Source organism: Streptosporangium sp. CA-115845 (assembly GCF_050943795.1).
Lineage (GTDB): Bacteria > Actinomycetota > Actinomycetes > Streptosporangiales > Streptosporangiaceae > Streptosporangium.
Genome location: NZ_CP191988.1, coordinates 6,234,419 through 6,259,809, shown reverse-complemented (window position 1 = coordinate 6,259,809; position 25,391 = coordinate 6,234,419). Strand labels below are relative to the sequence as shown.

24 protein-coding genes are annotated in these 25,391 nt (G+C 69.7%); 16 read left to right on the top strand and 8 right to left on the bottom strand.

All coding sequences use genetic code 11. The features are described from left to right. The first annotated feature begins 23 nt into the window (after positions 1–23). From ACQP0P_RS30250 to ACQP0P_RS30205, 10 genes are read left to right on the top strand one after another with little or no spacing between them, the layout of a single operon-like run. Positions 24–389: a cupin domain-containing protein gene (locus ACQP0P_RS30250; RefSeq protein WP_355624194.1), complete on the top strand. Its 366-nt coding sequence runs from the start codon at positions 24–26 to the stop codon at positions 387–389. Next, a complete protein-coding gene (locus ACQP0P_RS30245) occupies positions 386–1,921 on the top strand; it encodes a class I tRNA ligase family protein (protein WP_433360888.1) in 1,536 nt (511 codons plus the stop codon). Before ACQP0P_RS30250 ends, ACQP0P_RS30245 begins: the two co-directional genes overlap by 4 nt. Next, positions 1,918–3,177, top strand: coding sequence for an ATP-grasp domain-containing protein (locus tag ACQP0P_RS30240; protein WP_433360885.1), 1,260 nt, complete (start codon positions 1,918–1,920; stop codon positions 3,175–3,177). The genes ACQP0P_RS30245 and ACQP0P_RS30240 overlap by 4 nt, the downstream gene beginning before the upstream one ends. Continuing rightward, positions 3,174–4,022, top strand: coding sequence for a dimethylargininase (gene ddaH, locus ACQP0P_RS30235; protein WP_433360882.1), 849 nt, complete (start codon positions 3,174–3,176; stop codon positions 4,020–4,022). Before ACQP0P_RS30240 ends, ddaH begins: the two co-directional genes overlap by 4 nt. Continuing rightward, complete coding sequence (locus ACQP0P_RS30230) at positions 4,019–4,396, top strand: hypothetical protein (RefSeq protein ID WP_433360879.1); 378 nt, start codon at positions 4,019–4,021, stop codon at positions 4,394–4,396. The genes ddaH and ACQP0P_RS30230 overlap by 4 nt, the downstream gene beginning before the upstream one ends. After that, positions 4,393–6,198, top strand: coding sequence for an ABC transporter substrate-binding protein (locus ACQP0P_RS30225; RefSeq protein ID WP_433360876.1), 1,806 nt, complete (start codon positions 4,393–4,395; stop codon positions 6,196–6,198). Before ACQP0P_RS30230 ends, ACQP0P_RS30225 begins: the two co-directional genes overlap by 4 nt. Then, positions 6,191–7,552: a cation:proton antiporter gene (locus ACQP0P_RS30220; RefSeq protein ID WP_433360873.1), complete on the top strand. Its 1,362-nt coding sequence runs from the start codon at positions 6,191–6,193 to the stop codon at positions 7,550–7,552. The genes ACQP0P_RS30225 and ACQP0P_RS30220 overlap by 8 nt, the downstream gene beginning before the upstream one ends. 1 nt (position 7,553) lies before the next feature. Then, complete coding sequence (locus tag ACQP0P_RS30215; RefSeq protein ID WP_433360870.1) at positions 7,554–8,792, top strand: ATP-grasp domain-containing protein; 1,239 nt, start codon at positions 7,554–7,556, stop codon at positions 8,790–8,792. Continuing rightward, positions 8,789–10,090: an MFS transporter gene (locus ACQP0P_RS30210; RefSeq protein ID WP_433360867.1), complete on the top strand. Its 1,302-nt coding sequence runs from the start codon at positions 8,789–8,791 to the stop codon at positions 10,088–10,090. Before ACQP0P_RS30215 ends, ACQP0P_RS30210 begins: the two co-directional genes overlap by 4 nt. Positions 10,091–10,103: 13 nt before the next feature. Next, positions 10,104–11,150 (top strand): FAD-dependent oxidoreductase, encoded by a 1,047-nt coding sequence (locus ACQP0P_RS30205; protein WP_433360864.1) that lies wholly within the window; start codon positions 10,104–10,106, stop codon positions 11,148–11,150. Positions 11,151–11,203: 53 nt separating this feature from the next. Here ACQP0P_RS30205 and ACQP0P_RS30200 read toward each other — a convergent pair whose 3' ends face one another. Genes ACQP0P_RS30200 through ACQP0P_RS30190 form a run of 3 tightly spaced genes read right to left on the bottom strand, consistent with a single transcriptional unit; the run spans position 11,204 to position 13,127 of the window. Continuing rightward, positions 11,204–11,911 (bottom strand): hypothetical protein, encoded by a 708-nt coding sequence (locus tag ACQP0P_RS30200; protein WP_433360861.1) that lies wholly within the window; start codon positions 11,909–11,911, stop codon positions 11,204–11,206. 2 nt (positions 11,912–11,913) lie between these two features. Further along, entirely contained in the window at positions 11,914–12,747 is an 834-nt protein-coding gene (locus ACQP0P_RS30195; RefSeq protein WP_343965246.1) for an AfsR/SARP family transcriptional regulator, read from the bottom strand. 41 nt (positions 12,748–12,788) lie between these two features. After that, positions 12,789–13,127 (bottom strand): hydroxyisourate hydrolase, encoded by a 339-nt coding sequence (locus ACQP0P_RS30190; protein WP_433360857.1) that lies wholly within the window; start codon positions 13,125–13,127, stop codon positions 12,789–12,791. 254 nt (positions 13,128–13,381) lie between these two features. On the opposite strand from ACQP0P_RS30190, the gene ACQP0P_RS30185 reads away from it, so the two are divergent. Then, positions 13,382–13,534 (top strand): hypothetical protein, encoded by a 153-nt coding sequence (locus ACQP0P_RS30185; RefSeq protein WP_433360854.1) that lies wholly within the window; start codon positions 13,382–13,384, stop codon positions 13,532–13,534. Between the two features lie 356 nt (positions 13,535–13,890). Beyond that, complete coding sequence (locus ACQP0P_RS30180; protein ID WP_433360851.1) at positions 13,891–16,980, top strand: AfsR/SARP family transcriptional regulator; 3,090 nt, start codon at positions 13,891–13,893, stop codon at positions 16,978–16,980. Positions 16,981–17,213: 233 nt separating this feature from the next. On the opposite strand, the gene ACQP0P_RS30175 is transcribed toward ACQP0P_RS30180, so the two are convergent. Next, positions 17,214–18,854, bottom strand: coding sequence for a DUF885 domain-containing protein (locus tag ACQP0P_RS30175; RefSeq protein WP_433360848.1), 1,641 nt, complete (start codon positions 18,852–18,854; stop codon positions 17,214–17,216). 520 nt (positions 18,855–19,374) lie between these two features. On the opposite strand from ACQP0P_RS30175, the gene ACQP0P_RS30170 reads away from it, so the two are divergent. The 3 genes from ACQP0P_RS30170 (at position 19,375) to ACQP0P_RS30160 (ending at position 20,987) form a co-directional block, all read left to right on the top strand. Further along, positions 19,375–20,154 (top strand): helix-turn-helix domain-containing protein, encoded by a 780-nt coding sequence (locus ACQP0P_RS30170; protein WP_433360845.1) that lies wholly within the window; start codon positions 19,375–19,377, stop codon positions 20,152–20,154. After that, on the top strand, positions 20,145–20,384 hold the full coding sequence (locus ACQP0P_RS30165) for a DUF397 domain-containing protein (protein ID WP_433360842.1): 240 nt from the start codon (positions 20,145–20,147) through the stop codon (positions 20,382–20,384). Before ACQP0P_RS30170 ends, ACQP0P_RS30165 begins: the two co-directional genes overlap by 10 nt. 240 nt (positions 20,385–20,624) lie before the next feature. After that, positions 20,625–20,987 (top strand): arsenate reductase family protein, encoded by a 363-nt coding sequence (locus tag ACQP0P_RS30160; protein WP_433360839.1) that lies wholly within the window; start codon positions 20,625–20,627, stop codon positions 20,985–20,987. 141 nt (positions 20,988–21,128) lie between these two features. On the opposite strand, the gene ACQP0P_RS30155 is transcribed toward ACQP0P_RS30160, so the two are convergent. The 3 genes from ACQP0P_RS30155 to ACQP0P_RS30145 form a co-directional block, all read right to left on the bottom strand. Next, a complete protein-coding gene (locus ACQP0P_RS30155; protein ID WP_433360836.1) occupies positions 21,129–21,932 on the bottom strand; it encodes a nickel/cobalt transporter in 804 nt (267 codons plus the stop codon). Beyond that, a complete protein-coding gene (locus ACQP0P_RS30150) occupies positions 21,929–22,594 on the bottom strand; it encodes a hypothetical protein (protein WP_433360833.1) in 666 nt (221 codons plus the stop codon). The genes ACQP0P_RS30155 and ACQP0P_RS30150 overlap by 4 nt, the downstream gene beginning before the upstream one ends. Before the next feature lie 130 nt (positions 22,595–22,724). Next, positions 22,725–24,395: a fibronectin type III domain-containing protein gene (locus ACQP0P_RS30145; RefSeq protein ID WP_433360830.1), complete on the bottom strand. Its 1,671-nt coding sequence runs from the start codon at positions 24,393–24,395 to the stop codon at positions 22,725–22,727. 343 nt (positions 24,396–24,738) lie between these two features. Here ACQP0P_RS30145 and ACQP0P_RS30140 point away from each other — a divergent pair, with 343 nt between their 5' ends. Then, complete coding sequence (locus tag ACQP0P_RS30140) at positions 24,739–25,263, top strand: hypothetical protein (protein WP_433360827.1); 525 nt, start codon at positions 24,739–24,741, stop codon at positions 25,261–25,263. On the opposite strand, the gene ACQP0P_RS30135 is transcribed toward ACQP0P_RS30140, so the two are convergent. Next, positions 25,209–25,391, bottom strand: a complete 183-nt coding sequence (locus ACQP0P_RS30135) for a hypothetical protein (protein ID WP_433360824.1) — start codon at positions 25,389–25,391, stop codon at positions 25,209–25,211. The two genes, ACQP0P_RS30140 and ACQP0P_RS30135, sit on opposite strands and share 55 nt — an antisense overlap.

Here is a 25,391-nt window from a genome sequence, read left to right as displayed (position 1 = left end):
GAACCCTTCTGAGGAGAATCCCCGTGGACCTCCGTTCCTATGACCCTGCCCACCTGCGCCCGGACAACGGCCTGCTCGCCAAGAGGCTGCTGCCCTGGGAGACGCTGAACGCCCCGTTCGAGGGGGCCTGGTGCGTCATCGCGCCCGGCACCGCCTCGACCCGGCACGCCCACCACGAGTACGAGATCTTCATCGCGGTCTCCGGTGAGGCGGTCCTGGAGAGCGAGGGCGAGCGTGCCCCCTTCGCCGCCGGGGACGTCGCCTACTTCCCGCCCGGCACCGACCACCAGGTGGTCAACGACGGCACCGCCGACTTCGAGATGTACGGCATCTGGTGGGACCACGACCTCGCCCGCGCGTTCGAGACCCGGCACCTGGAGGAGAAATGACGGGGACGATCGTCATCGCCGCCACCCCGACGCCAAACGGCGACCTGCACGTCGGCCACATGGCCGGCCCCTACATCGCCGGTGACGTCTACGCCCGCTACCTGCGGGCCGACGGCCGCCCCGTCAACTACAACACCTGCACCGACGACAGCCAGTCCTACATGATCTCGACCGCCCGCAAGCACGGCACCACGCCCGCCGAGCTGTGCGCGACCTCCACCGCGGCCATCCAGCGGTCGGTCGAGGCGATGGGCATCTCGCTGGCCCCGCTGCCGCCCGTCGACGACGCCTACCGGCAGACCGTGCTCGACTTCGTCACCGCCCTGCACCGCGAGGGCCGCTTCGAGCTCCGTACCGTGCGCATGCCGTACGCGGAGAACGCGGGAACCTACCTGTTCGACGGGCTGGTCAAGGGCGAGTGCCCGGCCTGCCTGACCGAGAGCTGCGGCGGGTCGTGCGAGGGCTGCGGCCACCCCAACCACTTCGACGACCTCGGCGACCCGCGCTCGGTCCTGGACCCCGGCGACCCGGTGACCTCGCGCGAGGTCACCGTCCTGGTCCTGCCCATCGAGAACTACCGGGAGGAGCTCACCGCCTACTACGCCGCCCGGATGAGCACCTGGCGGGGGCACAGCAGGCAGCTCATCCGCGAGATCCTGGCCCGGCCGCTCCCGGAGATCCCGATCACGGTGCCGTCACCGGGGTGGGGTATCGACGCCCCGTTCGCCGAGACCCCCGGCCAGATCCTCTACCCGTGGGTCGAGGCGATGCCCGCCTCGATCTACAGCACCTGGAAGGCGGCCGGCGGGCCCGAGGGACCCGTCGACGGCGCCTGGCGCGCCGACAGCGGCAACCAGCTGGTCTACTTCCACGGCTTCGACAACGTCTACTTCTGGGGCATGGTCGACCTGGTCATGCTGCTGGCCCACGGCGACCGCTACATCACCCCGGACGCCAACGTCTGCAACGAGTTCTACGAGCTGGAGAACGAGAAGTTCTCCACCAGCCGTAACCACCTGATCCGCGGCGCCGACCTGGTCGCCGAGGTGCCGCGCGACCTCGTCCGGTTCTACCTCGCGCTCACCTGCCCCGAGGACCAGCGGGCCAACTTCACCAGGGAGGGACTCGACAAGGTCACCGGCAGGCGGCTGCGCGAGCCGTGGAACGCGCTTGCCGACCGCCTCGACACCCTCGTCACCGACCCGGGGGAGGAGCTCAAGGTCACCGCCGCCGGCCGGCACCGGGCCGCGGTGATCGTCGAGAGGTTCCGGCTCTGCTACGACCTCACCTCCTTCAGCCTGACCAGGGCGGCGGACGGCATCGTCACCCAGCTCGGCAGGTTGCTGACCGCCGAGCGTGACGAGACCGGCGACCTGCTGATGGAGGTACGCACCTTCCTGGCCTGCGCCGCGCCCATCCTGATCGACGTCGCGGCCGAGGCCGAGGCGGCCGGCGTCGAGCTCACCCTCGACACCTCCGCCGAGACGATCGACGCCTTCTCACTACCGCGACTGCCCGGGAGTCCCCGATGAAACTCCTCGCCATTGAAGCCAGACAGAACGCCACCTACTACCAGTCCCGTTACCAGCAGGTTCAGGACTTCGGTGCCGAGCTCTACGTGCTCAACGGCATCGGCACCCCGGACTTCTGGCCCAAGGACCGCTACCGCGTCGCGGGTTCCCAGCGCATCGACGACCTCATCACCGAGGCCAAGGACTGGCACGAGCAGGAGCGCTTCGACGGGATCATCACCTTCTCCGAGTCGGCCGTGACCACGGTCGCGGCGGTCGCGGAGGCGCTCGGCCTGCCGGGCGTGGGCGTCGAGGCGGCCAGGACCAGCCGTAACAAGCTGCTGATGCGCGAGGCGCACCACGGGTACGGCGCCCCGCATCCGGACTTCCGCTTCGTCACAGACCTGCGGGAGGCGCTCGGGGCCGCGGAGGACTTCGGCTACCCGGTCATCCTCAAACCCACGCTGGGCGCCGCGAGCAACTTCGTGTTCAAGGTCGACGACAGCGAGGAGATGGCCGAGCTGTTCCCGCAGGCCCTTGAGGGCATCGAGGGGATGTCGTGGTTCGAGATGGAGGCGCACGGCCTCGACCTCGGCCCGCACGGCCTGCTGATCGAGTCGTTCCTGGACGGCGAGGAGTTCCTCATCGAGGCCGTGGCCTGGGACGACGAGGTCTACCTCGGCTCCATCGTGGACCGGATCACCGTCGAGGGCGGCACCTTCGACGACGACGTGCACCACGCGCCGACCTCGCTCACCACCGAGCAGGTGGCCGCGGTCCACCGGGTGGTCAGGGCCGGCGCGCACGCCCAGGGGCTGCGGCGCAGCGTGCTGCACGCCGAGGTCCGCTTCCACCGGGGCGAGCCGTACCTGCTGGAGATCGCGATCCGGCCCGGCGGCGGAGGGCTGGATCTCATCGCCGGGATCACCGCCACGCACAACCCGATCCGCGCGGTGATGGACGTGGCGCGAGGTGCCACGCCGAGGGTGCGTCACTACCGGCCGACCGGCGTCCACGTCACCGCGATGTGCCTGCTCTGCGACGCCGGCCGGGTCGCCTCGATCGAGGTGCCGGCCGAGGTCGCCGAGTCCGACCGGGTCTTCTTCCTCAAGATCACCGCCAGGCCCGGGGACGTCATCCGGCGCCCGCCGGAGGGCAACAGCATCCTCGGCTTCCTCGGCACCACCGGCACCTCCCTGGAGGACGCGAGGGAGACGATGCTCGACTACGCATCCAAGATCAACGTCACTTTCGTCCAGGAAGGAGAACCGGCATGACACAGCTGGCCACCGAGGCGCCGCAGCGGACCCGGCGGGTGGCGCGCACCCGCCGCTACCTGATGTGCCCGCCCACCCACTTCGACGTCGTCTACTCCATCAACCCCTGGATGAACCCGGACAAGCCGGTCGATGGCGCGCTGGCCAGGCTCCAGTGGGACGGTCTGCTCCGCGCCTTCCTGGCGCTGGGCCACCAGGTGGAGTTCATCGAACCGCTGCCCGGCTATCCCGACATGGTGTTCGCCGCCAACGGCGCGACGGTCATCAACGGAAAGGTGCTGTCGGCCCGCTTCCGGTACGAGGAGCGGGCCGCGGAGGGCCCCGCCTACCTGGAGTGGTTCCGCGCCAGAGGCTACGAGACCCGCGAGGCGGTCCACGTCAACGAGGGCGAGGGCGACTACCTGCACGCCGGCAGGTACCTGCTGGCCGGCACCGGGTTCCGCACCGACATCCGCTCGCACCGCGAGGCGGAGCGGTTCTTCGGGATGCCCGTGGCGGGGCTGCGCCTGGTGGACCCGCACTTCTACCACCTCGACACCGCGCTGGCCGTGCTCGACCACGACCAGATCATGTACTACCCGGGAGCCTTCTCCAAGGAGAGCCAGGGCGTCCTGCGCGTCCTGTACCCCGACGCGATCATCGCCACCGAGGCCGACGCCGAGGTGTTCGGGCTGAACGCCGTCTCCGACGGCCGTCACGTCCTGATGCCGCCCTCGGCCACCCACCTGATGGACGAGCTGCGCGAGCGCGGCTACGAGCCCATCGGCGTCGAGCTCTCGGAGCTGCTGAAGTCCGGCGGCAGCGCCAAGTGCTGCACCCTCGAAATCAGGGCGGGCCGATCATGATCGACTACGACGGGCGCCGCTTCACCACCGGCGGCGTCCCCTCCACCGAGAGGCACCCGATCGCCCTGTACCGCCAGGACGGGGACCTGCTGTGGGGCGAGTTCTCCGGCGGGCACGCCCGCCGGGGGACCCTCACCGGGCTCTGCGCCCCCGACGGCACCCTCGACTTCGCCTACACCATGGTCCTCGACAACGGCGCCGTCGTGTCGGGCCACTGCCGCAGCACCCCCGAACTGCTCCCCGACGGCCGTGTGCTGCTCCACGAGACCTGGGAGCGCTACGGCTCCCACGCGGACAGCGGCGTGTCCCTGCTCGAGGAGATCGACCCGAAGACGTTCGCACAGAACCACCAGACGACTGGGAGCAGGCCATGACCCTGAACACCATCGCCCGACCGAGCCTGGAAAGGCCCGTCGAGGGCGGCACCGTGACCTGGGCCTGCGCGCCGGGATTCCCCCCGTCCATCATCTTCCCCTTCACCCCGCCCGAGCGCTTCGGCACCCGCAACCTGCTTGAGTTCCAGATCCTGATGTACCGGCCGCTCTACTTCTTCGGCACGCACGGCACCCCCGAGGTCGACTACGACCTCAGCATCGGCGAGCCGCCGCAGTGGAGTGAGGACGGTCTGACCGTCACCGTCACCGTCAAGCCCTGGAAGTGGTCCAACGGCGAGACGATCTGCGCGGACAACGTGCTGTTCTGGGTGAACATGATGGCGGTCAAGGGCGAGCGCTACGGCGAGTACGTCCCCGGCTGTTTCCCCGACAACCTGGTCTCCTACGGCAAGCTCGCCGAGGACAAGGTCTACTTCACCTTCGACAAGGTCTACTCCAAGCGCTGGGTGCTGATGAACCAGCTCAGCACCATCACCCCGATGCCCAAGGCGTGGGACCGCACCGCCGAAGGACCATCCGACGCCTCCTACAGCCTGGAGAACGTGGCCGCGGTCTACGACTTCCTGATGGGCGAGAACGGCGGCGTCATCGAGGAGGACAACTCCGACCGGGTGCACTGGGCGACGAGCCCGGTGTGGAGCGTGGTCAGCGGCCCGTGGCGGCTGAAGAGCTACACCATGGAGGGCGTCGTCACCTTCGTCCCCAACGAGCACTACTCGGGGCCGAACAAGGCGCACCTGGACGAGTTCCGGCAGGTCCCCTTCATGTCCGACGGGGAGGAGTACCAGAAACTGCTGGAGGGGCCGGACGGACCCGACGGCGTCCAGGTCGGCTACCTGCCGCTGAGCTTCAGCGCCGAGCCGACGGACGACCCCACCAAGGGCGGCCCCAACCCGCTGGGCGAGAACTACACGCTGGTCCCGCAGGCGGCCTTCTGTATCCGCTACATCCCGCTCAACTACAACAACCCGACGGTCGCCGGCAAGATGCTCGCCCAGACCTACATCAGGCAGGCGATGCAGCACGCCCTCGACCAGGACCGGGCGGCCCGCGACATCTACCACGGCTACGCCTACCGGCAGGACGGCCCGGTGCCCCGCTACCCGGTGAGCGACCTGGTCTCGCCCACCCTGCAGGGCGCGCCGATCCTGCCCTTCGACCCCGACCGGGCCCGCGAGCTGCTGGAGGCCAACGGCTGGGACACCAGCGTGACGCCCGCCGTCTGCGTCAACCCCGGAGAGGAGCCCGGCCAGGCCGGGGCGGGCATCCCCGGCGGTACCGAACTCAGCTTCTCCCTCAGGTACGCCGAGGGCCGGCCCGCGCTCACCCGGCTGATGGAGCAGTTCCGCGACGACGCCGCCAAGGCCGGCATCGAGATGCGCCTGCAGGAGGTCTACGGCTCGGTCCTGGTCGCCGAGGACGCCCCCTGCGTCGTCGGCCCCGACAGCCCCTGCCTGTGGGAGCTGAGCACCTGGGGCGGCGGCTGGGTGTACCACTACCCGAGCGGCGAGATCCTGTTCCGGACCGACGCCGGCGGCAACTTCGGCCACTACACCGACCCCAAGGCCGACGAGCTCATCGACCGCACCCTGACCAGCGACGACCCGGCCGCGCTCTACGAGTACCAGGACTACATCGCCGAGCAGGTCCCGGTCATCTTCATCCCGAACTTCTCGCTGCGGCTGTTCGAGGTGGCCAACAACCTCCGGGGCTTCGAGCCGATCAACCCCTTCGGGATGATCAGCCCGGAGAACTGGTACTACGTCGAGAACGGTGAATGATCCCGTGACGCTCGCCGCGGCGCCGGTCGCCGTCATCCCCGCGCAGAACCTTATGGTCCTGCTGCTGCAACTCGGGCTGCTCCTCGGCCTGGCCACCGTCCTGGGCCGCCTCTCCGTCAGGTTCGGGCTACCCGCCCTGCTCGGCGAGCTCAGCGCGGGCATCCTGATCGGGCCCTCGCTGCTCGCCAACATCGCCCCCGACCTGTCCGCCTGGCTGCTTCCCACCGATCCGGCCAGATTCCACATGATCGACGCCGTCGGCCAGCTCGGCGTCCTGCTGCTGGTGGGCCTGACCGGCATGCATCTCGACCTCGGCTTCATCCGCCGCCAGGGCAGGACCGCAGCCTGGATCAGCGGCACCGGGCTGGTCATCCCGCTGGTCCTCGGCATCGGGATCGGCTTCCTGGCCCCCGCCGAGATGATCGCCGAGGGCGTCGACCACACGGTCTTCGCGCTCTTCCTCGGCGTCGCGCTCTGCGTCAGCGCCATCCCCGTCATCGCCAAGGTGCTGATGGAGATGCGCCTGCTCCACCGCGACATCGGCCAGCTCATCCTGAGCAGCGCGGTGATCGACGACGTGGTCGGCTGGCTGCTGCTCTCGGTGGTCTCCGCGCTCGCCACCGCCGGGGCACGCACCGGACAGGCCGCGCTGACCGCGATCGCGCTGCTCGCCGCGCTCGTACTGGTGGCCGTCCTGCTCGGCCGCCGGGTGGTCGCCACGGTGCTGCGCGCCGCCGACCGGGGCGGGAGCGTCACCACGATCGCCGCGGTGACGATCATGATCCTGCTCTCGGCGGCGGCCACCCAGGCGATGGGGTTCGAGGCCATCCTCGGCGCCTTCGTCTGCGGCGCGCTCGTCGGCTCCTCACCCGACCTGAAGGTAGCCAGGCTGGCGCCGCTGCAGACGCTCGTCGCCGCGGTGCTGGCACCGATCTTCTTCGCCACGGCGGGCCTGCGGATGGACCTGACCGAGCTGACCAAGCCGCCCGTACTCGTGGCGGGGATCGTGGTGCTGGCCGTCGCCATCGCCGCCAAGTTCGCCGGCGCCTACCTCGGGGCGCGCATCGCCAGGCGCACCCGCTGGGAGGCCCTCGCCCTCGGCGCGGGTCTCAACTCCCGCGGCGTGATCGAAGTGATCATCGCGATGGTGGGCCTCCGCCTGGGCGTGCTCACCACCGCGTCCTACACGGTCATCGTCCTGGTCGCGGTCGTGACCTCGATGATGGCGCCGCCCCTGCTCCGCTTCGCGGCCTCCCGGATCGCCCCCACCGAGGACGAGTCCGTCCGCGAGGAGTTCTTCGACACACTGCAGGGCTCCGACCGGGAGCTCGTGACCACCGCCAAGGAGGCGTGAGATGACCACCGACACCAGACCGCTGATCCTGGTGGTCTCGACGGGAATGCGGCACTACCGCGAGTACCTGCTGAGCTCCATCGCCACCGAATACCGCATTCACCTCCTGGTGACCGCCGAACCCGGCTGGGAGCAGGAGTACGTCACCGGCTGGACCGTGGTCGCCGACACGACCGACGGCCCCGCGATGGCAGGCGTCGCACTGGAGCTGGCCGCCCGCGAACCCGTGCACGGGGTGCTCTGCTGGGACGAGGCCAGGATCCTGGCCGCCTCGTACGTCTCCGAGGCCCTCGGCCTGCCCGGCGGCGATCCCGAGATGGTGCGCCGCTGCCGCGACAAGCACCGCACCCGTGTCGCGCTCGACGCGCTCGGCGTGCCGCAGCCCAGGTCGCTGGCCGTCGCCACGCTGGAGGAGGCCCTGCGGGCTGCGGAGGAGGTCGGCTATCCGGCCATCCTCAAGCCGCGCGGCCTCGGCGGCAGCCTGGGCGTGATCAGGGTCGAGGACCCCGCGGAGCTGGCGGAGCGGTTCGCCTTCGTCCGGGAGCTGACGGTCCCCGACGGGGCGACCTACGAGATTCCGGTCCTGGTCGAGGAGTTTGCCGACGGCCCCGAGGTCAGCGTGGACGCCGTCGTCCAGGGCGGTGTGGTGACCCCGCTTTTCCTCGGCAGGAAGGTCCTGGGCTACGAGCCGTACTGCGAGGAGGTGGGTCACTTCGTCGACGCCCAGGACGAACTCCTGCAGGACCCGGAGTTCTGCCGCGTCCTGCAGGACACGCACACCGCTCTCGGGTTCACCGACGGGTTCACCCACACCGAGATCAAGCTCTCCTCCAGGGGACTGCGCGTCATCGAGGTGAACGCCCGCCTGGGCGGGGACATGATCCCCTACCTCGGGCTGCTCACCACCGGGATCGACCCCGGCCTGGCCGCCGCCGCGGTGGCCTGCGGCCGTACCCCCGCGCTCGCCCCCGAGCGCAAGCTCGTGGGCGGGGTGCGCTTCTTCTACGTCGCCGAGGACGACACCACGATCGAGTCGATCGAGTTCGACGAGGCCGGCCTGCCCCCGGAGATCGACCGGGCGATCCCGGTGGTCGCCCCCGGGGCGACCGTCTCGCCACCGCCCAAGGGCACCCTGTGGGGGCGTATCGCCTACGCCACCGCGCTGTCAGAGACCGTCGACGAATGCCGGGCGGCGCTGGACGCCGCCGAGGCCAACCTGAAGGTGAAGGCGACCAAGTGACCGCCGTTATCGAGAACGAGAAGAACGTGCCTCCGGGGCCCCCGGACAAGCCGGACGACGGGGTGTTCGTCACCCTGCGGGAGACCCCGCGCGCCGTCAAGGCGCTGCTCTTCGGCGGCTTCATCAGCAGGCTCGCCGCGTTCATCCAGATCTACCTGGTGCTCTTCCTGACCGACCGGGGCTTCTCCGCCACCCAGGCCGGGCTCGCGCTGGGCGTGTACGGAGCCGGCGCGGTGGTGGGCTCGTTCGCCGGCGGATCGCTCTCCGACCGGCTCGGCGCCCGGACGGTCACGCTGATCAGCATGGCCGGCTCCGCGGTCCTGATCGTGTCCATCCTCTACGCCCCGACCTACGCGCTGCTGCTCGCCGCGGTCTTCCTGGTCAGTACGGTCGGTCAGTTCTACCGGCCGGCGGCCCAGACCATGCTGACCGAGCTGACGCCGAGGCACCGGGTCGTGATGATCACGGCGATGTACCGGCTCGGCCTGAACCTCGGCATGACCGCCGCGCCGCTGATCGGCGCCGCGCTGCTGTCGGTCTCCTACAACGCGCTCTTCTGGGGCGAGGCCGCCGCGGCGCTGATCTTCGGCGTCACCGTGATGTTCGCACTGCCCAAGCGCGCCGCGCACGCCGCGTACGTGGCGAAGGAGCAGGAGGCGGCGGCGGATGCGGACCCGGCACCGCAGGGCCGCTCCGGCTACCTCGCGGTGTTCGCCGACTGGCGCTACAGCGTCTACCTGCTCGCGATGCTGCTCACCTCCATCGTCTACTGCCAGTACACGGCCACCCTGCCGCTGGACATCTCCGCCGCCGGGATCAGCCTGTGGTGGTACGGCGCGGCCGTCTCGCTGAACGGCTTCATCGTCATCACCTGCGAGCTGGCGATGACGAAGATCGTGCAGAAGTGGCCGATCCGGCTGACCGCGCTGCTCGGCCTCGGCCTGGTCTCGGTCGGCTACGCGATCTATGCGATTTCCCCGCTGCCGATCTGGTTCATGATCGGCACCCTGGTCTGGACGCTCTCAGAGATCATCGGCGGGCCCACCACGTTCGCCTACCCCGCCCTGGCCGGCCCCGAGCGGCTCCGCGGACGCTACATCGGCGCCATGCAGAGCGTCTTCGGGCTCGGCACCGCGATCGGGCCGGTGATCGGAACCCTGGTGTGGTTCCAGGTCGGACGCTCGGTGTGGCTGTGGGCGGCCCTGGTCTCCGCGATCGCGACCGTGGCGGGCCTGATCGGCATGCGTGACCCGCACAAGGCCGACGAGTCGCGGCCCGCGACCGCCTCGGCGACATGAACGGAGGGGTGAGATGCTCAGAATCGCTGTTGTGGGCGGTGGGATCGCGGGGGCCATGCTGGCCTGGCGGCTGTGCGAGGTCATCAGGGGCAGCGCCGTCCACCTGTACACCGGAGAGCCACACAGGCGGGCCGACGCCAGCTCTGCCTCAGGCGGCCTGACCAGGGCGTTCGAACCAGATCCCGCGCTCTGCCTGGAGGCCGCCGACAGCCTGGCCGAGCTCCAGTCGAGTCCGGAGCTGCGCCAGTGGGCCTCCTACCGGGAGACCGGCTCGGTATACCTGCTCCCCGGTCTGGGGCCGGGCACCGAGGGCCTGGTGGAACTGGTGCGCAGCCGCCTGCCCGGCTCGATCTCCCTGATCGGCGGCGAGGAGCTCAGCAGCCGCGGCACGTTCCGCGAGCTGCCCGAGGGAAGCGTGGCCGTCGTCGAGAAACGCGCCGGCTACCTCTCCCCGAACGGCTTCCGCGACCGGCTCCTGGTCGAGCTCGCCCGGTCGGGCGCGTTCGTCACCGACGGGCAGGTCGACGGGATCACCGCGGAGGCCGAGGTTCGCCCCGCCGAGGGCAGCCCGGCCAGGTTCGACGCCGTCGTGGTGGCGGCGGGGGCCTGGACCCAGGACCTGCTCGCCCGCACCGGCCTGTCGGACGCGGGACTGCGCACCAAGGTGATCCAGTACGTGCTCGGGCCCGCGGCAGGGAGGAATCCCGGCGCGTTCGTCGACGACACGTCCGGCCTGTACGGCAGGACGTACGCGGAGGGAAGGATCCTGCTCGGACTGCCCACCGACAGATGGGACATCACCCCTGGAACCGCGCCGATCGACCGCGCCCTCACCAGCAGGATCCTGGACGTCGCCGAGTCCAGGATCGGGTACCGCCCGCCAGGTGTGGGGGTCAGGGCCGTCACCGCGGTCGAGTGCTACCACCCTACGGGCGGGCTGTCGCTGCGCCCCTTGGCGAAGGGCGTCTACACCTTCACCGGGGGCAGCGGCGGCGCGGGCAAGACGGTGCTCGCCGCGAGCCGCACGGCCGCGCGAAGCCTGGTCAGGTCACTGCGCTGACCGGGGAGAAGAGGGCCTGGCCGGGGCGCGGTGAACGTCACCGCGGCACCCGGTCAGGTCGTCGCGGTGAACACCAGATAGCAGTAGTCGTCCAGCATCTTCGCCAGCGGCCGGCCAGGCCGGCCCAGCCGCACCGCCAGCGCCTCCTCGCCGAGACCGGCCTCGGCAAGGAGGCGCCGCGCCCACTGGCGGCCCAGCCGCAGGTGCGCGCGGTAGGCGTCGGCGCTGCGGGCACCGTGCAGGGCGTCGGCGATGGCGGCGTCCCAGGGCATCAGCGCTCGCGGGCGCAGGGCGTGCAGCATCTTGGTCGCCGCGGTCGGTCCCAGCGAGCGGGGTCTGGAACCGGGGGCCGCCCGCATCGCCGCGAGGTCCGCGTAGCACTCGCCCACCGTGTCGATCTCGGCGTCGCCCAGCTGGGCGAGTGCGACGTCCCGGCCGGGAAGACGGTCCCGCCAGCGCTCCCACCAGGCGCCGGTCTCCGCGCAGAAGACGTCCGGCTCGCCCTCGCGCGGGTAGCGCAGCCGGCACCCCCAGGCGTTCAACCAGGTCAGCAGTGCCCGGCGATGGGCCGCGAGCGCCGGGTCGACCCACGGCCCGGTCGCCAGCAGCAGCCGTTCCCAGGACCGCTCGGCCGCGGTGTAGCCGGCGAACTCGCCGACCGCCGCGCGCAGGCGCTCCAGGTCGGGCCCCCCGTCCGTGACGGAGCCTCCCGGGCCGGGAACGGCGGACCATGATCCCGTCTTCCCCAACGGAGTCGTCATGGTCACCGGCCGGTCAACGGCGGCCGGCTCCGGCCCCGCATCAGCGCGGCCAGCAGCCGTTCGGTGCGCTCGTTCGGCTCCACCCCGAGGTCGGTGCGGAGCCGGTGACGGCACACCTCGTACCAGCTCAGGACGCGGCCGAGCTCGTCGAGCTCGCCGTGCATCATCATCAGGGTCTGGTAGGTGGCCTCGTGGTGGGGGTCGACGTCGAGGGTCCGGCGACACCAGTGCATCGCGGCCGGCCAGTCCTCTCGCTCCAGCGACTCGCTGCGCAGCGCGGACAGCGCGCGCAGGGCGGTCCCGCGCATCCACTGCCGCTGCTCGTTGATCCAGCCGCCGGTCTCGCCGGTGAGGAAGTCACCGATGTAGAGGTCGGCGGTGCGCTGGAACCACGCGATCGCGGTGTCGTGGTCCTTGGCGACCCAGGCGTCCCGGCCCCGGTCGAAGGCGCGCTGGAACTCCTCGATGTCCACCCACGCGCTGTTCGTCCGCAGCAGGTAGCCGTGGTTCTGGTGGAGCAGGGTGAAACCGTCCCTGTCCTCGAACTCGTTGAGCACCCGGCGTACGCCGTGCACGGCCACCTTGAGCGAGCTGGAGTGGTGGTCCGCTCTTTCCGGCCACAGCACCTCGTGCAGCCGGTCCCGGTGGACGAACCGATCACGGTTGACCAGCAGGTACTGGAACAGGGCCCGGGCCTTGCCGGCGCGCCAGTGTGACACGGCCTGCCCGTCGACCTCCAGACGGAAGTTGCTCAGGCAGCGGGCGACGACAGAGGGCGTGCCCTCGTCGGCTCCGGAGTTGTGGGGGCCAGGTACCGCCAATTGTTGAACAGGCATGTTCGCTTCCCTCAGGAGAACGGACTCCGCCGCTCGCGGAGTCAACCGCGGACGCCGAAATACGTCGTGTACGAGTGCGGTGCCAGCACGACCTGGATGTGATAGGGCATGAACTCGTCGTGCATTCTGAACATCACCGTGACCTCCGGATAGGAGGTGGTCATGCCAAGCCCGGCGAAATAGTGGTCGGTGGCCAGGATGAGACGATAGAGCCCGCGCTCCATGAATTCGTCCATCCATTCTTTTACGTTTCCCTCGATGTCGGTCTCTCCCTCGGAGACCTGCTGCCAGTCCGCGCCCACGGCTCGCTCCAGGCGAGCTCGGACACCGGCCGCGGATCGGCCGTAGACGCCGTCAAGTGCCTGCGTGGCGATGCTCATGGTGAGGATACCCATCTTCTGGTCGGGGCCGCGTGACCTGTATCACGCGACCTCGGTCCCATCAGGTTCCACCGGAGCGTTATCCGTCCGCTTTCGGCTCGCTATCCATCGGCTACCGCTCCCTATCTTTTGCCGGCGAATGGGGCGGATGCCGGATCAGAAGAGATCGGATAAAGGCCGGATAGGGGGGCTGCCTACGTTTTGAAGCAGACAGGCGAACAGCAGCCAGGAAGACACGACAAGAGGTGCAGAAAATGCGGAAATTCGCTAGCTCCAACGCTCTCCGGTTCATCGTCGCCGCCGCCGCCATCCTCGGATGCCTCGGCCTCGGCGCCGTCCTCCCCGCAGTCGCCGCCGGCGGGACCCCGGAGACCGTGGTGCTCGCCAGCAACACTCCCTGGGGCTGAACCGCACCCCCGCCCGGTGGTCACCGGCGGCGGGGATTCGCCGGAGCGGTCGGAGCCGTCCAAGGCCCGGCCGCTTCTTCGCGTCTCAAACCCACCCGTTAGTCGCAAGTCAGGCCAGACCTTAACAAACCCCCCTGGTTCTCCATCCAGTGACGTTGTATGATCCCGGGCAGACACTGGTTCATGCTGATAAAATCACCCACCGTGATCATCGAGTTATGTGCTCGGGATTACGGAAAGCCGAAATTCGGTATATTTCCTTGAATTTATGGTAATAGTCAGATGCCTGACGTCTCTCTTACGCAAAACCATGCGGTGATTTCCTGGACAGGCCGCGACTCTGTAAGGAGATTCGGGTGGAGTATCGGATCCTCGGTCCTCTGGAAGTCGTGGCCGGTTCCCAGCGCCTGGATCTGGGCGCACCCCGGCAACAGGTGGTTCTCGCCTGCCTTCTGCTGGAGGCCAATCGCATGGTCACCATCGGGCGACTGACCGACGCGATCTACGGTGACGACCTGCCCAGCACCTCGCGCGCGCAGGTGCAGATCTGCATCTCCTCACTCCGGCGATTATTCGCCGCGCACGGCAACCTCGACGTCATCGCGACCCATTCCCAGGGATACACCCTGCGGGTCACCGAGGGGCAGCTCGATTCCCAGAACTTCGAGAATCTGCTGAGCCAGGCCCGCCAGGCCCGCGAGAACCGCAACCCGGAGGAGGCGGTCAGACACTACCGGGACGCGCTCGCCCTCTGGCGGGGCCCCGCCCTCGACGGCCAGGAGAGCCGGCTCGTGCAGGCGGCGGTCAGCAGGCTGACCGAGCGCCGGATCAACGCCAACGAGGACTGCGTCGATCTGGAGCTGGAACTCGGCAGGCACCACGAGCTGGTCGGCGAGCTCAGCGAGCTCGTCGAGGAACATCCGCTCAGGGAGCGGCTCCGCGGCCAGTTGATGCTCGCGCTCTACCGCTCCGGGCGCCAGGCGGAGGCGTTGACGGTCTACCGCCGCGCCCGCCAGACGATGATCGACGAGTTGGGCATCGAGCCCAACGAGAGCCTGCAGCAACTCGAGTACGCGATCCTCACCTCCGACGAGAGCCTCGACCCGCCGGAGCGGCAGCAGCAACAACCGCAGCAGCTCCAGCGCCACGGGGAGACGAACGAGGTGCCGGTCGCCCACCGGACCGTACCCCGGCTGCTTCCCACCGACATCGCGGACTTCACCGGCCGGATCAAACTGGTCGAGGCCATCCGCAGGCAGCTCACGTTCGCCGCGGAGGACCGGCAGCGACTCGCGGTGCCCATCATCGCCGTGGTCGGCAAGCCGGGGATCGGCAAGTCCACGATCGCGGTGCACGTCTCGCACAGCGTCGCCGGCCGCTACGAGGACGGCCAGCTCTTCGCCGACCTGCACGGAGGGGAGTCGCGCCCGCTCGGTTCCGGGCAGGTGCTCGAACGCTTCCTGCGGGCGCTGGGCGTGCCGGGCACCGCCATCCCCGACGGGGTGGACGAGCGGGCGGAGATGTACCGCGCGCTGCTCGCCGGACGCAGGATGCTGATCGTCCTGGACGACGCCAGGAGCGAGAGCCAGGTGCTGCCCCTGCTTCCCGGCAATCCCGAGGCCGCGGTGATAATCACCAGCAGGACCCGGCTGGCCGGCCTGCCCGGTGCCGCCCACCTCGACGTGGACCTCTTCGACTCGCGGCAGTCGGTCGACCTGCTCTCCCGTATCGCGGGCGTCGAACGGGTGCAGGCCGAGCACGAGGCGGCGGCCCGGCTGGCGGACCTCTGCGGTCACCTCCCGCTGGCGCTGCGCATCGCGGGCGCCAGGCTCGCGGCCCGCCCGCACTGGACGATCGACCAGCTGGTGGGCCGGCTCGAAGACGAGACCCGCAGGCTCGACGAGCTCAAACACGGGGACCTGGGCATCAGGGCGAGCATCTCCCTGACCTACGAAAGCGTCAGCGAGGACGCGCGGAGGCTGTTTCGGCGCCTGGCCATCCTGGAGTTCCGGCACTTCTCCGGCTGGGTCGCCGCCGCGCTGCTCGACAGCGATCCCTCCGACGCCCAGGACCTGCTCGACGACCTGGCCGACACCCAGCTGATCGAGGCGACGGACACCGGGTACGGCGTGCACGGCCAGTACCGCTTCCACGACCTGATCCGCGTCTTCGCCCGCGAGCGCCTCGCCACCGAGGAGGCGGTCGCCGACCGCAAAGCCGCGCTGGAGAGGGTGCTCGGCGGACTGCTCTTCCTGACCGGGGAGGCGCACCGCCGCGAGTACGGCGGCGACTACGTGCAGGTGCACAGCGACGCCCCGCGCTGGTCGCTGCCCGACCGGCTGGTCGAGAAGCTGGTCATGGCCCCCCTGCCCTGGTACGAGCGCGAGCGGCTGACGCTGGTCGCGGGGATCCGCCAGGCGGCGCAGGCCGGGCTCGTCGAGCTCTGCTGGGATCTCGCGATCAGCGCCGTGACCCTGTTCGAGTCGAGGATCTACTTCGACGACTGGCGGGAGACCCACGAGGTCGCGCTGGCCGCCGCCCGGCGGGCGGGGGACCGCAGGGGGCAGGCGGCGATGCTCTACTCGATCGGCTCGCTCTACATCGCCGAGCAGCGGTTCGGAGACGCGCGCCGCGACTTCGAGGCGGCCGCGGAACTGTTCGAGGAGGCGGGCGACGACCTCGGCGTGGCCCTCGTCATCCGCAACATCGCCTTCCTGGACCGGATCAGCGGCCGGCTCGACGACGCTGTGGAACGCTACGAACGCGCGCTGACCATCTTCCGCAGGACCGGTGACCAGGTCGCCTCCGCCTACGTGCTGCACAGCGTGGCCCAGATCAGACTGGACTGCGAGGACCTCGACGCGGCCAAGCGACTGCTGAGCGAGGCGCTGGAACTCAGCAGGGTCGGCGGCAGCCGGCGGGTGGAGGCACAGGTCCTGCACCGGCTGGGCGAGACCTACCTCCGCTCGGGAGAGCTGCCGTCGGCGGCCGAGGTCTTCGAGCGGACGCTCACCACGGTACGCAACATCGGGGACCCGACCGGAGAGGCGTACGCCCTGCACGGCCTGGGCATCGCGCGGCTGCGCCAGGGCGACTTCACCGATGCCGACCTCATGCTCCAGCGCGCTCTGGAACTGGCGAGCACCATGGGAGAGAAGCTGGCCGAGGCGCGGGTCGTGCTCGGCCTCGGCGAGCTGGCGCTGGCCACCGACCAGACCGAACAGGCCATCGGCCGCTTCCACCAGGCCCTCGGCCTGTTCCACAAGATCGACGCGCCGTTCCACGTGGTCCGCGTCCTGGTCATGCTCAGCGAGGCGTACTCGGCCGTCGGCGAGACCGAGGCGGCGCGGAGCGTCTCGGAGGAGGCGCTCGAACTGGCCGACACGATGCCACCCGCGATCGCCGCCCAGATCCGCACCCAGCTGGCGGATCCTCCCGCCGGCTGACCTCGGCCGTGCCCGGCGAGAGGCGACGGAGACGGCGCGGCCGCGCTCCCCGAACGGGGCGCGGACATGTGGTGCGGTGGGTCGGTCGCCGGCCCCGGTCGAGTGGCCGTTGTCGTTGTGGGCGGTGCGGGCGGTCAGCGGTGGCCTTCGTGTGATGTCGCCTGGCGGCCGGTCGTCCGCCCTGGCGGGACCGGCCGCCGTCGGCGACATCACATGAGGTGGGGGGCCGAGGATCAGCCGATCCGGCGCAGGGCGTCGGCCAGGCTGGACAGGCCGACCGGTCCGAGCTCCAGCGCGGCGGTGTGCCAGGCACGCAGGTCGAAGGCGTCGCCCTGGCGCAGCCTGGCCTCCTCACGGGCCTGCACCCAGGCCCGCTCGCCCAGCTTGTAGGCGATGGCCTGGGCGGGCCAGCCGAAGTAGCGGACCACCTCGGCCTCGACCCGGTGCGGCTCGCAACGGCCCCGGTCGCGCAGCACCTCGCAGGCCTTCTCGAAGGTCCACTTCGAGCCGTCGGGGAGCGGCAGGTCCAGGTGGACGCCCAGGTCGATGACCACCCGGGCGGCACGCAGCGCCGACCAGTTGAGCATGCCCAGCCGGGTACCGGGGTCGGTGAACCAGCCCAGCTCGTCGGCCAGCCGCTCGGCGTACAGGCCCCAGCCCTCACCGTGGCCGTCCACCCAGGAGACCTTGGCGAACCTGGACAAATTATCCCCGGCCATCCGCATCGCGCCGAACTGCAGGTGATGGCCGGGAACGCCCTCGTGGAAGATCGTGGTCAGCTCGGTCCAGGTGGCGAAGCGGGTCCGCCCGCCGACCGGCCACAGCGTGCGGCCGGGCCGCGACAGGTCCTCGCTGGGCGAGTTGTAGGAGGCCGCGCCGGAGGTGGAGCTCACGTCGACCTCGGCCACGATCAGCTGCAGCGGCTCGGGGATGTCGAAGTGGGTGCCGTGCAACTGCTCGATGGCCCGGTCATGGCGCTCCTGCAACCACGCCTGGTACTCCTCCAGGGAGTCGACGGCCTGGGTCTCGTTGAGGATCTCGGTGGCCTCCTCGATGGTCGCGCCCGGCTTGATCCGCTCGACCTCGGCGGCCATCTCGGCCCCGATGCGCTCCAGCTCGGCCCAGCCCCACTCGTACGCCTCGCGCAGGTCGATGTCGGAGCCCAGGCTGATCCTGGCCGCGACCGCGTAACGCTCGGGGCCCACCGCGTCGGCCTCGTCCGCCCTCGGGGCGTACTCCTCGCGCAGGTAGCGCCCGGCGTCGGCGTACGCGGCGTGGGCCGCCGCCGCCGCGCTGAGCAGTTCCTCCTTGACCGGACCCTCGCCGTAGGTGGCGACGAAGGCGTCGTGCGCCGGGGGAGTCCCGCCCGCGCCGGCGAACTGGTCGGCCTGGTCGGCCATGGCCAGCGCCTGCCTGCGAGCACCCCGCAGCCCCGAGGCCAGGCCGGCCTCCAGGCTCTCCCGCCATCCGGCGAGCATCGTGGGGATCGCCGCCAGGCGGGCGGCGACGTCGCGCCACTCGTCGTCGTTGCCGTGCGGGAGAAGGACGACGCTGGAGCGCACCCGGTAGGGCAGCCCGTACGGCGCCGCCACCCAGCGGAGCGGCTCGCCCATGTCGTGCCAGCCGAGCTCGGCCTCCAGCCGCTCCCGCAGGTGGGCGGCCGCCCGGACGTCCGACTCCCCGGTCGGGACCAGCTCGTCGAGACGCTTGAGGGTCGTACGGATCAGCTCGGCCCGGGCGGCGCTCCCGGCGGGGCTGTGGTCGGTGGCGGCGACGAAGTCGGACACGATGCCCTCGGCACCTGCCGCGATCGGGTCGAGGGCCGCCCAGCGGGTGACGTACTCATCGCAAAGCGCAAAGATCGGAGTGCTCATGTCCGAAACGTAGGACGGCTCAACATCCATGCCTTATCGGTTGGCTATCGAGCCTGGTGGTGGGCGTGGCTCAGCGGTGTACGGGTATTTCGGGTCGGGGCTCGATCGCGCGTGGATTCGGTCGTCATCGAAGGTGGCGCCAGGCCGTTCGCCCACCGTCGCCGTGCCTGTCGTCCTTTGCCCCGGGCGCACCCGGGCCGACGCACGGTCCCCGGGCCTCTCGCGCTTTCGCTCTTCTCCCCGAACGGATTCGCGCCACCTTGAATCCCTGTCCGGCCGTCGCCGCGTTTCTGCCGTGTACGGCCCCGGATATTCACTCGTACCCATCATGAAATGGCGAGGGGGCCGGCCTGTGGTGATACTCGTCCGGCGCCTCGCATGCCTTGGAATTCTCTTCTTGTTCTCTGGAATTCGTATGGCCAGCATGCCGAGGAATGGCTACGCTTGGTAGTCGAATGGTTACCGGATTCGATGGTTGGGGTTCGCGTCGTTGTCGTTGAACTCCGGCGAGGAGGGCATCGTGGTCAACCTCTACACGCCTCAGGCGATATGGGGTAGGGAGCTGAAGCACTACCGGAAGGCGGCGGGCCTCACCCAGGGGCAGCTGGCCGAGATAATCCACTTCAGCGAGTCCCTGATCAGCGGGGTGGAGACCGGTCTGCTCCCGGCCAGCCCGGAGTTCGCCGACGCCTGCGACACGGCCCTCAACACGGGCGGTGCCCTCCGCCGCCTCCTCGACTGGCGGAAGGGGCAGGTCTTCCCGTCCTGGTTCGGCAAGTGGCGTGACACGGAACAGTTGGCGACCACCCTTCGGACCTACCAGCCGTTGGTGATTCCCGGTCTCCTGCAAACCGAGGCATACGCTCGTGTGCTGCTGAGGGGAGATGGGGTGGCTGTGGAAGCTCGTCTGGACCGCCAGGCCGTCCTCGTCCGTGAGGATCCCCAGCCGCCGATCTTTCGATGTGTGATTGACGAGGCGGTGCTCCATCGCTCAATCGGCGGACCCGAGGTGATGCGAGAGCAGCTGAAGCATCTCGTCTCGATGACCAATCCTCGGCTGAGTGTTCAGGTGCTCCCGCACGGAATGCACTCGGGCTTGATGGGTGGATTCGTAATCGCGACGATGGATGGAGGAAGCGACATACTGTACGCCGAGACGGCCGTACGAGGTATCACCACGAACGACCAGGAGGATGTCTCCGTGGCTGTGGAGCGTTTCGATGCCATCAGAACCGAAGCGTTTCCGCTAAGTATGTCCATCGATATCATCCAGAAGGCGGTTGAGGAAAAATGGACCTGAGTAACGCCAAGTGGTTCAAGTCGAGTTTCTCCGGAGACAACGGTGGTGACTGCGTTGAGGTCGCGGAGCTCAGAGACGTCGTCGACGGCCCCGGTCCCAAGGCCGAGCGCCCCGACCTGATCGCCGTACGTGATTCCAAGGACCCCGACGGTCCCAAGCTCTTCTTCACCCCCGCCGAGTGGGACGCCTTCGTCAACGGTGTGAAGGCCGACGAGTTCGATCTCGGCTGAGACGCCTCCAACCGGCTGCTGGGAGATCCCCTCCTGGCGGCCGGTTGTCACTGGGGCCGAGTCTCCTTCCGGCCGATGCGGAATGGGCGCCGCGCGATCCTGGCCGGTGCCCACGGGCACGACTCCTACGAGGGGCGCCCAGAGCACGCGGCCCGTACGAAGGTGGAAGGGATCGTTCCGTTACGGTTCCCGCAGCGAGTTCTTCTTTCTCACCCGCCGCCCGAGCCGTCAAAGGAACCCATGGAAATCTGGATAAATCCTGACTGTTCCAAGTGTCGCTCCGCGTTGTCCGTCCTGGACGCGGAGAAGGCCGAGTACACGGTCCGTCGCTATCTGGAGGACCCGCCCGACGAGGGAGAACTCCGCGAGGTGCTGGCCAGGCTCGGCCTCGAACCGTGGGACATCACTCGGACGGGTGAGAGCGTGGCCACCGAGCTCGGCCTGGCCGACTGGCCCCGCACCCCCGAGAGCCGTGACCACTGGATCCGGGCGCTGGCCGCCCATCCGATCCTCATCCAGCGCCCCATCATCACCGCCGACGACGGACCGGCCGTCGTCGCCCGAACCGAGGAGGCCGTCCGCTCGCTGCTTCCGCGTTCGTAGGCGTCGAGCATCCTGGGCACATCCGCGAAACACGGATGACGGCCGGCCGGAAGGCAACGGCTGGCTGTTCCAGCCAGTGACGCCCGCCCCTGGATGTCCACCACGCCCGATCCGGCGGGCATTCCGGCGCGCGGCCGGGTGTCAACCGGTGATGGTGCCCAGCGCCGCGACGAGGTAGAGGCCTCCGGCGGAGGAGACCGCGAGGCCGGCGGCGGCCGGGGCCCAGGCCATTACCGCGGAGGCCAGTGACCACCTGTGGGTTCCGCGGGCCAGCAGGGTGTAGCCCCGGATCGTCACCACGCCCACGCCGGTCAGGGTGAGGGCCATCCCCACGCCGAAGGCGCCGACGAGCGCGACGGCGTCGAAGGCCCGGCCGGTGAGCAGCCCGCTCATCAGGACGACGAACGCCGACGGCGAGGGCAGCAGCCCACCGGAGAGGGCGAGCGCGACGAGGCCCCGGCGAGACCAGGGGTCTGGCCCGTCCTCGATCTGATGCCCATGCCCATGCCCATGCCCATGCCCATGCCCATGCCCATGTCCGTGTCCGTGTCCATGTCCGTGCTGAGCCTGGCGCCGGCGTCCTTGGAGGTGGCGGTAGATCAGGTGGATGCCGACGCAGATGGTGACCAGTCCGGCCAGCACCTGCATCCAGGCGGTGACGCGCTCCGTGCCGAGACTCGCGGCGCTGCTCAGTCCCACCCAGGCGAACGCCAGCACCAGCACCGAGAAGGTGTGCATCAACGCGACGATGACTCCCAGGCGCAGCGCGTCGCGGTAGTTGCCCCGGGTGCCGACCAGGTAGGCCGCGGTGACGCTCTTGCCGTGGCCGGGGGCGACCGCGTGCATCGCTCCGGCGACGAGGGCGACGGCGAGGACCACCCAGAAGACGCCCCTGTTGTCGAAGAGCGAGATGAACCGGCTCTCGAAGCCGCTGAGCTCCGTCATGACCGCGTACCCGTCGTACTCACCCTGCGCCGGGTGCGCAGCATGACGAACGCGCCCGCCCCGGCCAGCAGTACGGCGGCGCCGACGGCGACACTCGTCGTCTGCCAGGACATGCCGTTCCCCGCCGTGCCGGAGAAGCTCAGACGCTGGGTGCTGACCGCCTCGGTGAAGAGCGTCTGCTTGGGGGTGGCGGGCGTGTCCGCGACGAGCATCGTCCGGTACGCCGTGTTGAGGTCGGTCAGGGCGGCGACGGTCACGTCCACCTCGGTGACCGGGCTCCGGCAGTCGAAGACGAACCGGGCGCCGTCGACGAGCAGCGCCCGGAGTTCCGCCAGCCGGCTCTCGCACGGCCGGCCGGCCTGGGCGACCGTGATCCTCTCCAGCAGGTAGTCACGGAGGACCGTCGAGCGCTCCAGCTTCTGCTCACCGGTCAGCTCCGTCGAGACGGTTCCGGTGGACGGGTCCTCGAACGCGCCGAGCGACTGGCCGAGCGCGACCCAGTCGTCCTCGGCCGGGAGCCAGGAGATGGTCACCCGCGAGCCGTCGGCCTCGATCCGCGCGGTGGACGGCGGCCCAAAGGGGTGGGCGGTGGCCGGGGTGGCCCAGCCGGTCAGGGCGCAGACGAGCAGCGCGCCCGCCAGCGTACGGGCATGGACTTTCAACAGATCTCCTGTCCGACAGAACTCCGGCGCGGCTCCGGCATGTCCGGGTGCGGCTCGGCACCGGGAAGACACGGCTCCGGCATGCCTGGGTGTGGGGCCGCCGTGATCGACGGCCCCGCCCCCGGTGGGCTTACTTCTCGTTGACCGTGACGGCCGGGCTGGTGATCTTCTGGTTGGCGCTGTCCAGGTGGACCACGTAGGTCTCGCCCTTCTTCAGGTTGCTCGGCACCCTGAAGGTGTAGGTCAGACGGCCCAGCTCATCGGCGTCCCGGACATCGACCGAGACGCTGTCCTTGCCCCGCGCGTTCGCGTCGGCCTTCCGCAGGGAGACGGAGACGCGCTCGGCCGGGTCGTAGCCGTACGCGGAGACGGTGAGCTCGCCGCGGTGGTCGACGGTGGTCTTGTCGACGGTGACCTGCTCGCCGACGGTGTTCTCCGCGGTACGGAGCTCGTTGACGGTGCGCTCGCCCTTGCCGTTCTTCCGGACGACGAAGCCGTCGTGGTGCTCGCCGTTGGCGTAGCGGGCCTCGAACGTGATCTTGTCGGCCTCGATGTCGATCAGCTGGTAGAGCTGGGTGTTCTGGCTCTTGCTGACGACCTCGGCGCCGTTTCCGGTCCAGTTCTCGCCGTTGTTGAGGGCGTACATCTTGCCGCCGGAGACGGACACGACGTAGGCGACGCCGTTGTTGACCGTGACCGACTTGCGGGCGGTCGCCACGTTGCCACGGCCGTAGGAGTGGTCGTGGCCCTGGAGGACCAGGTCCACGCCGTACTTCTCGAACAGCGGGCCCCACTGGTCGCGTACGGCGGGGTTGTTACGGGTGCCGGTGGTGGAGTAGACGGGGTGGTGGAAGGTCACCACGGTCCACTTGTTCGGGTTGTCCTTGAGCAGCCCCTCCAGCCAGGTGGCCTGCGCGGCCATCAGGGCGGCGTTGCTCTGCACGTTGGAGTCCAGGCCGACGAAGCGCACGCCCTGGTAGTCGACGGTGTAGGCGGTCTGCTTCAGCTCCGGGTTACCCGGTCCGTTGTCCGGATAGGGGAACTGCGGGCGCCAGAAGGTGGACAGGCCGCCGCTGTACTCGTGGTTGCCGGGGATCGAGAGGTTGTTGACCTGGCTGTCGATGAAACCCGCGGCCTTGTACCACTGGCCCCACTGCTCCTCGCTGTTCGCGGAGTCGATGAGGTCACCGGCGTTGACGATCATCTTGGCCTGCGGGCGCTCGGCGAACGCCTGGCGGAAGACGCGCGGCACCGCGGAGTCGATGTAGTTCTGCGCGTCGCCGTAGTAGATGAACGAGAACGGCTGGAGGTCGGCCGCCGCGGTGGTGAAGTCGCTCCACTCGGCCCAGTTGGTGCCGTCGCCGACCCGGTAGCTGTAGCGGGTGTTCGGCTTCAGGCCGGTGAACTCGACGGTGTGGTAGACGGAGGCGTACCCCAGCGTGGTGTTGACCGGGGTGGTGCTGATCGCCTTGACGTTGGTGACCGCGCCCGCGGGCGGTGCGACCCCGCCGAGCGCGCGCGGGGCCTCAAGGATCTCGGCCTGTGCGGACTCGGCGTCGGTCACGGCCCGCCAGGTGACCTTCTGGCCGGTCGACGGTGTGGTGGTCGGGGTGAGGATGACCCGGTCGGGCATGGGGGAGGGCTTGTGGATGTCGGCGGCGGGGTACTTCGGCGGCGCGGCCGCGCCGAACGCCACCGGGCTGAAGGCGAGACCGCCGGCGATCAGCGCACCCGCGCCGACCGCCGCCAGCCTGGTACGCCGGGATCCGGCGGATCGGGGCAGCTTGACTTTGCCCATCATGAGCTCTTTTCCAGGGAGGATCACATTCCACCGAGGGAGTGCGGTGGACGTTGGCATTGATCCAGAAAAGACGGACAAAAGCACATATAGAGCATTACGCCCGGATGAACACCTCCTCTCTGGCATCTCTAGCCCCAAACGCACCATTGATGTCGCCGGAAGGCCGTGCGCTCGACACTTTCCGTTGCCCTCACGTTCGGTGGCGCGCACCTAACATCGTGCGAGCGGGCTCGGGTGGAAAGGGAACGCGTACGCCTACTTAGCGACCTGCGCCACATGGCACGCGGTTTCGCTGAGGGTTCCTCCCGGACCGAGACCGAGGTCGCCGAACGGGAGGTATTCGATGACGGGCCCCCGGCAGGCCGGTGACCGGCGGTCCGCCCGCCGCTGGACGCTGCTTCCCGGCTTCGTGGTGCTCGGCGCGCTCTTCCTGCCGCCGTCCACGTCGGGGACGACGGGTCCGGCGGGGCCGATGGTCAAGGACGAGACCTTCATCACCGCGGAGACCGGCGGGCTCCTGCACATCGAGGCGGGGGAGTGTTTCACCGACCCGGCCTACTCCCCGGAGGCGGCCGAGGTCGTCGTGCTCTACACGCCCTGCAGGGAGCAGGCGGCCAACCAGTCGTACGGCTTCGTGCACGCCCCCGACGGTGCATGGGATCCGGCCACGCTGACCACGTTCGCCCGGGAGAGCTGCCGGCGAGGGTTCGACGGCAACTGGAGCGGTGAGTCGGCCTCGGGACTGGATTTCTACCCGGTCATGCCGACCCGGGAGACCTGGGCCGACGGCGACCGCGATGTGATGTGCGTGGTCTACAGCCCCGAAGGCCCGATGAACGGCTCGGCGCTCCCCCTGGCGAGGTGGTGATCGCAGGTCGTCCGCAGGTAGACCGAGTCCACCGCGCGCAACGTCTCGGTGAGACGGGCGGCGTCCCAGCGCGGCGGCACCCGGACCCCACCGGCCGACCGGGTGCCGGTGGGGTCGTCATCGAGCAC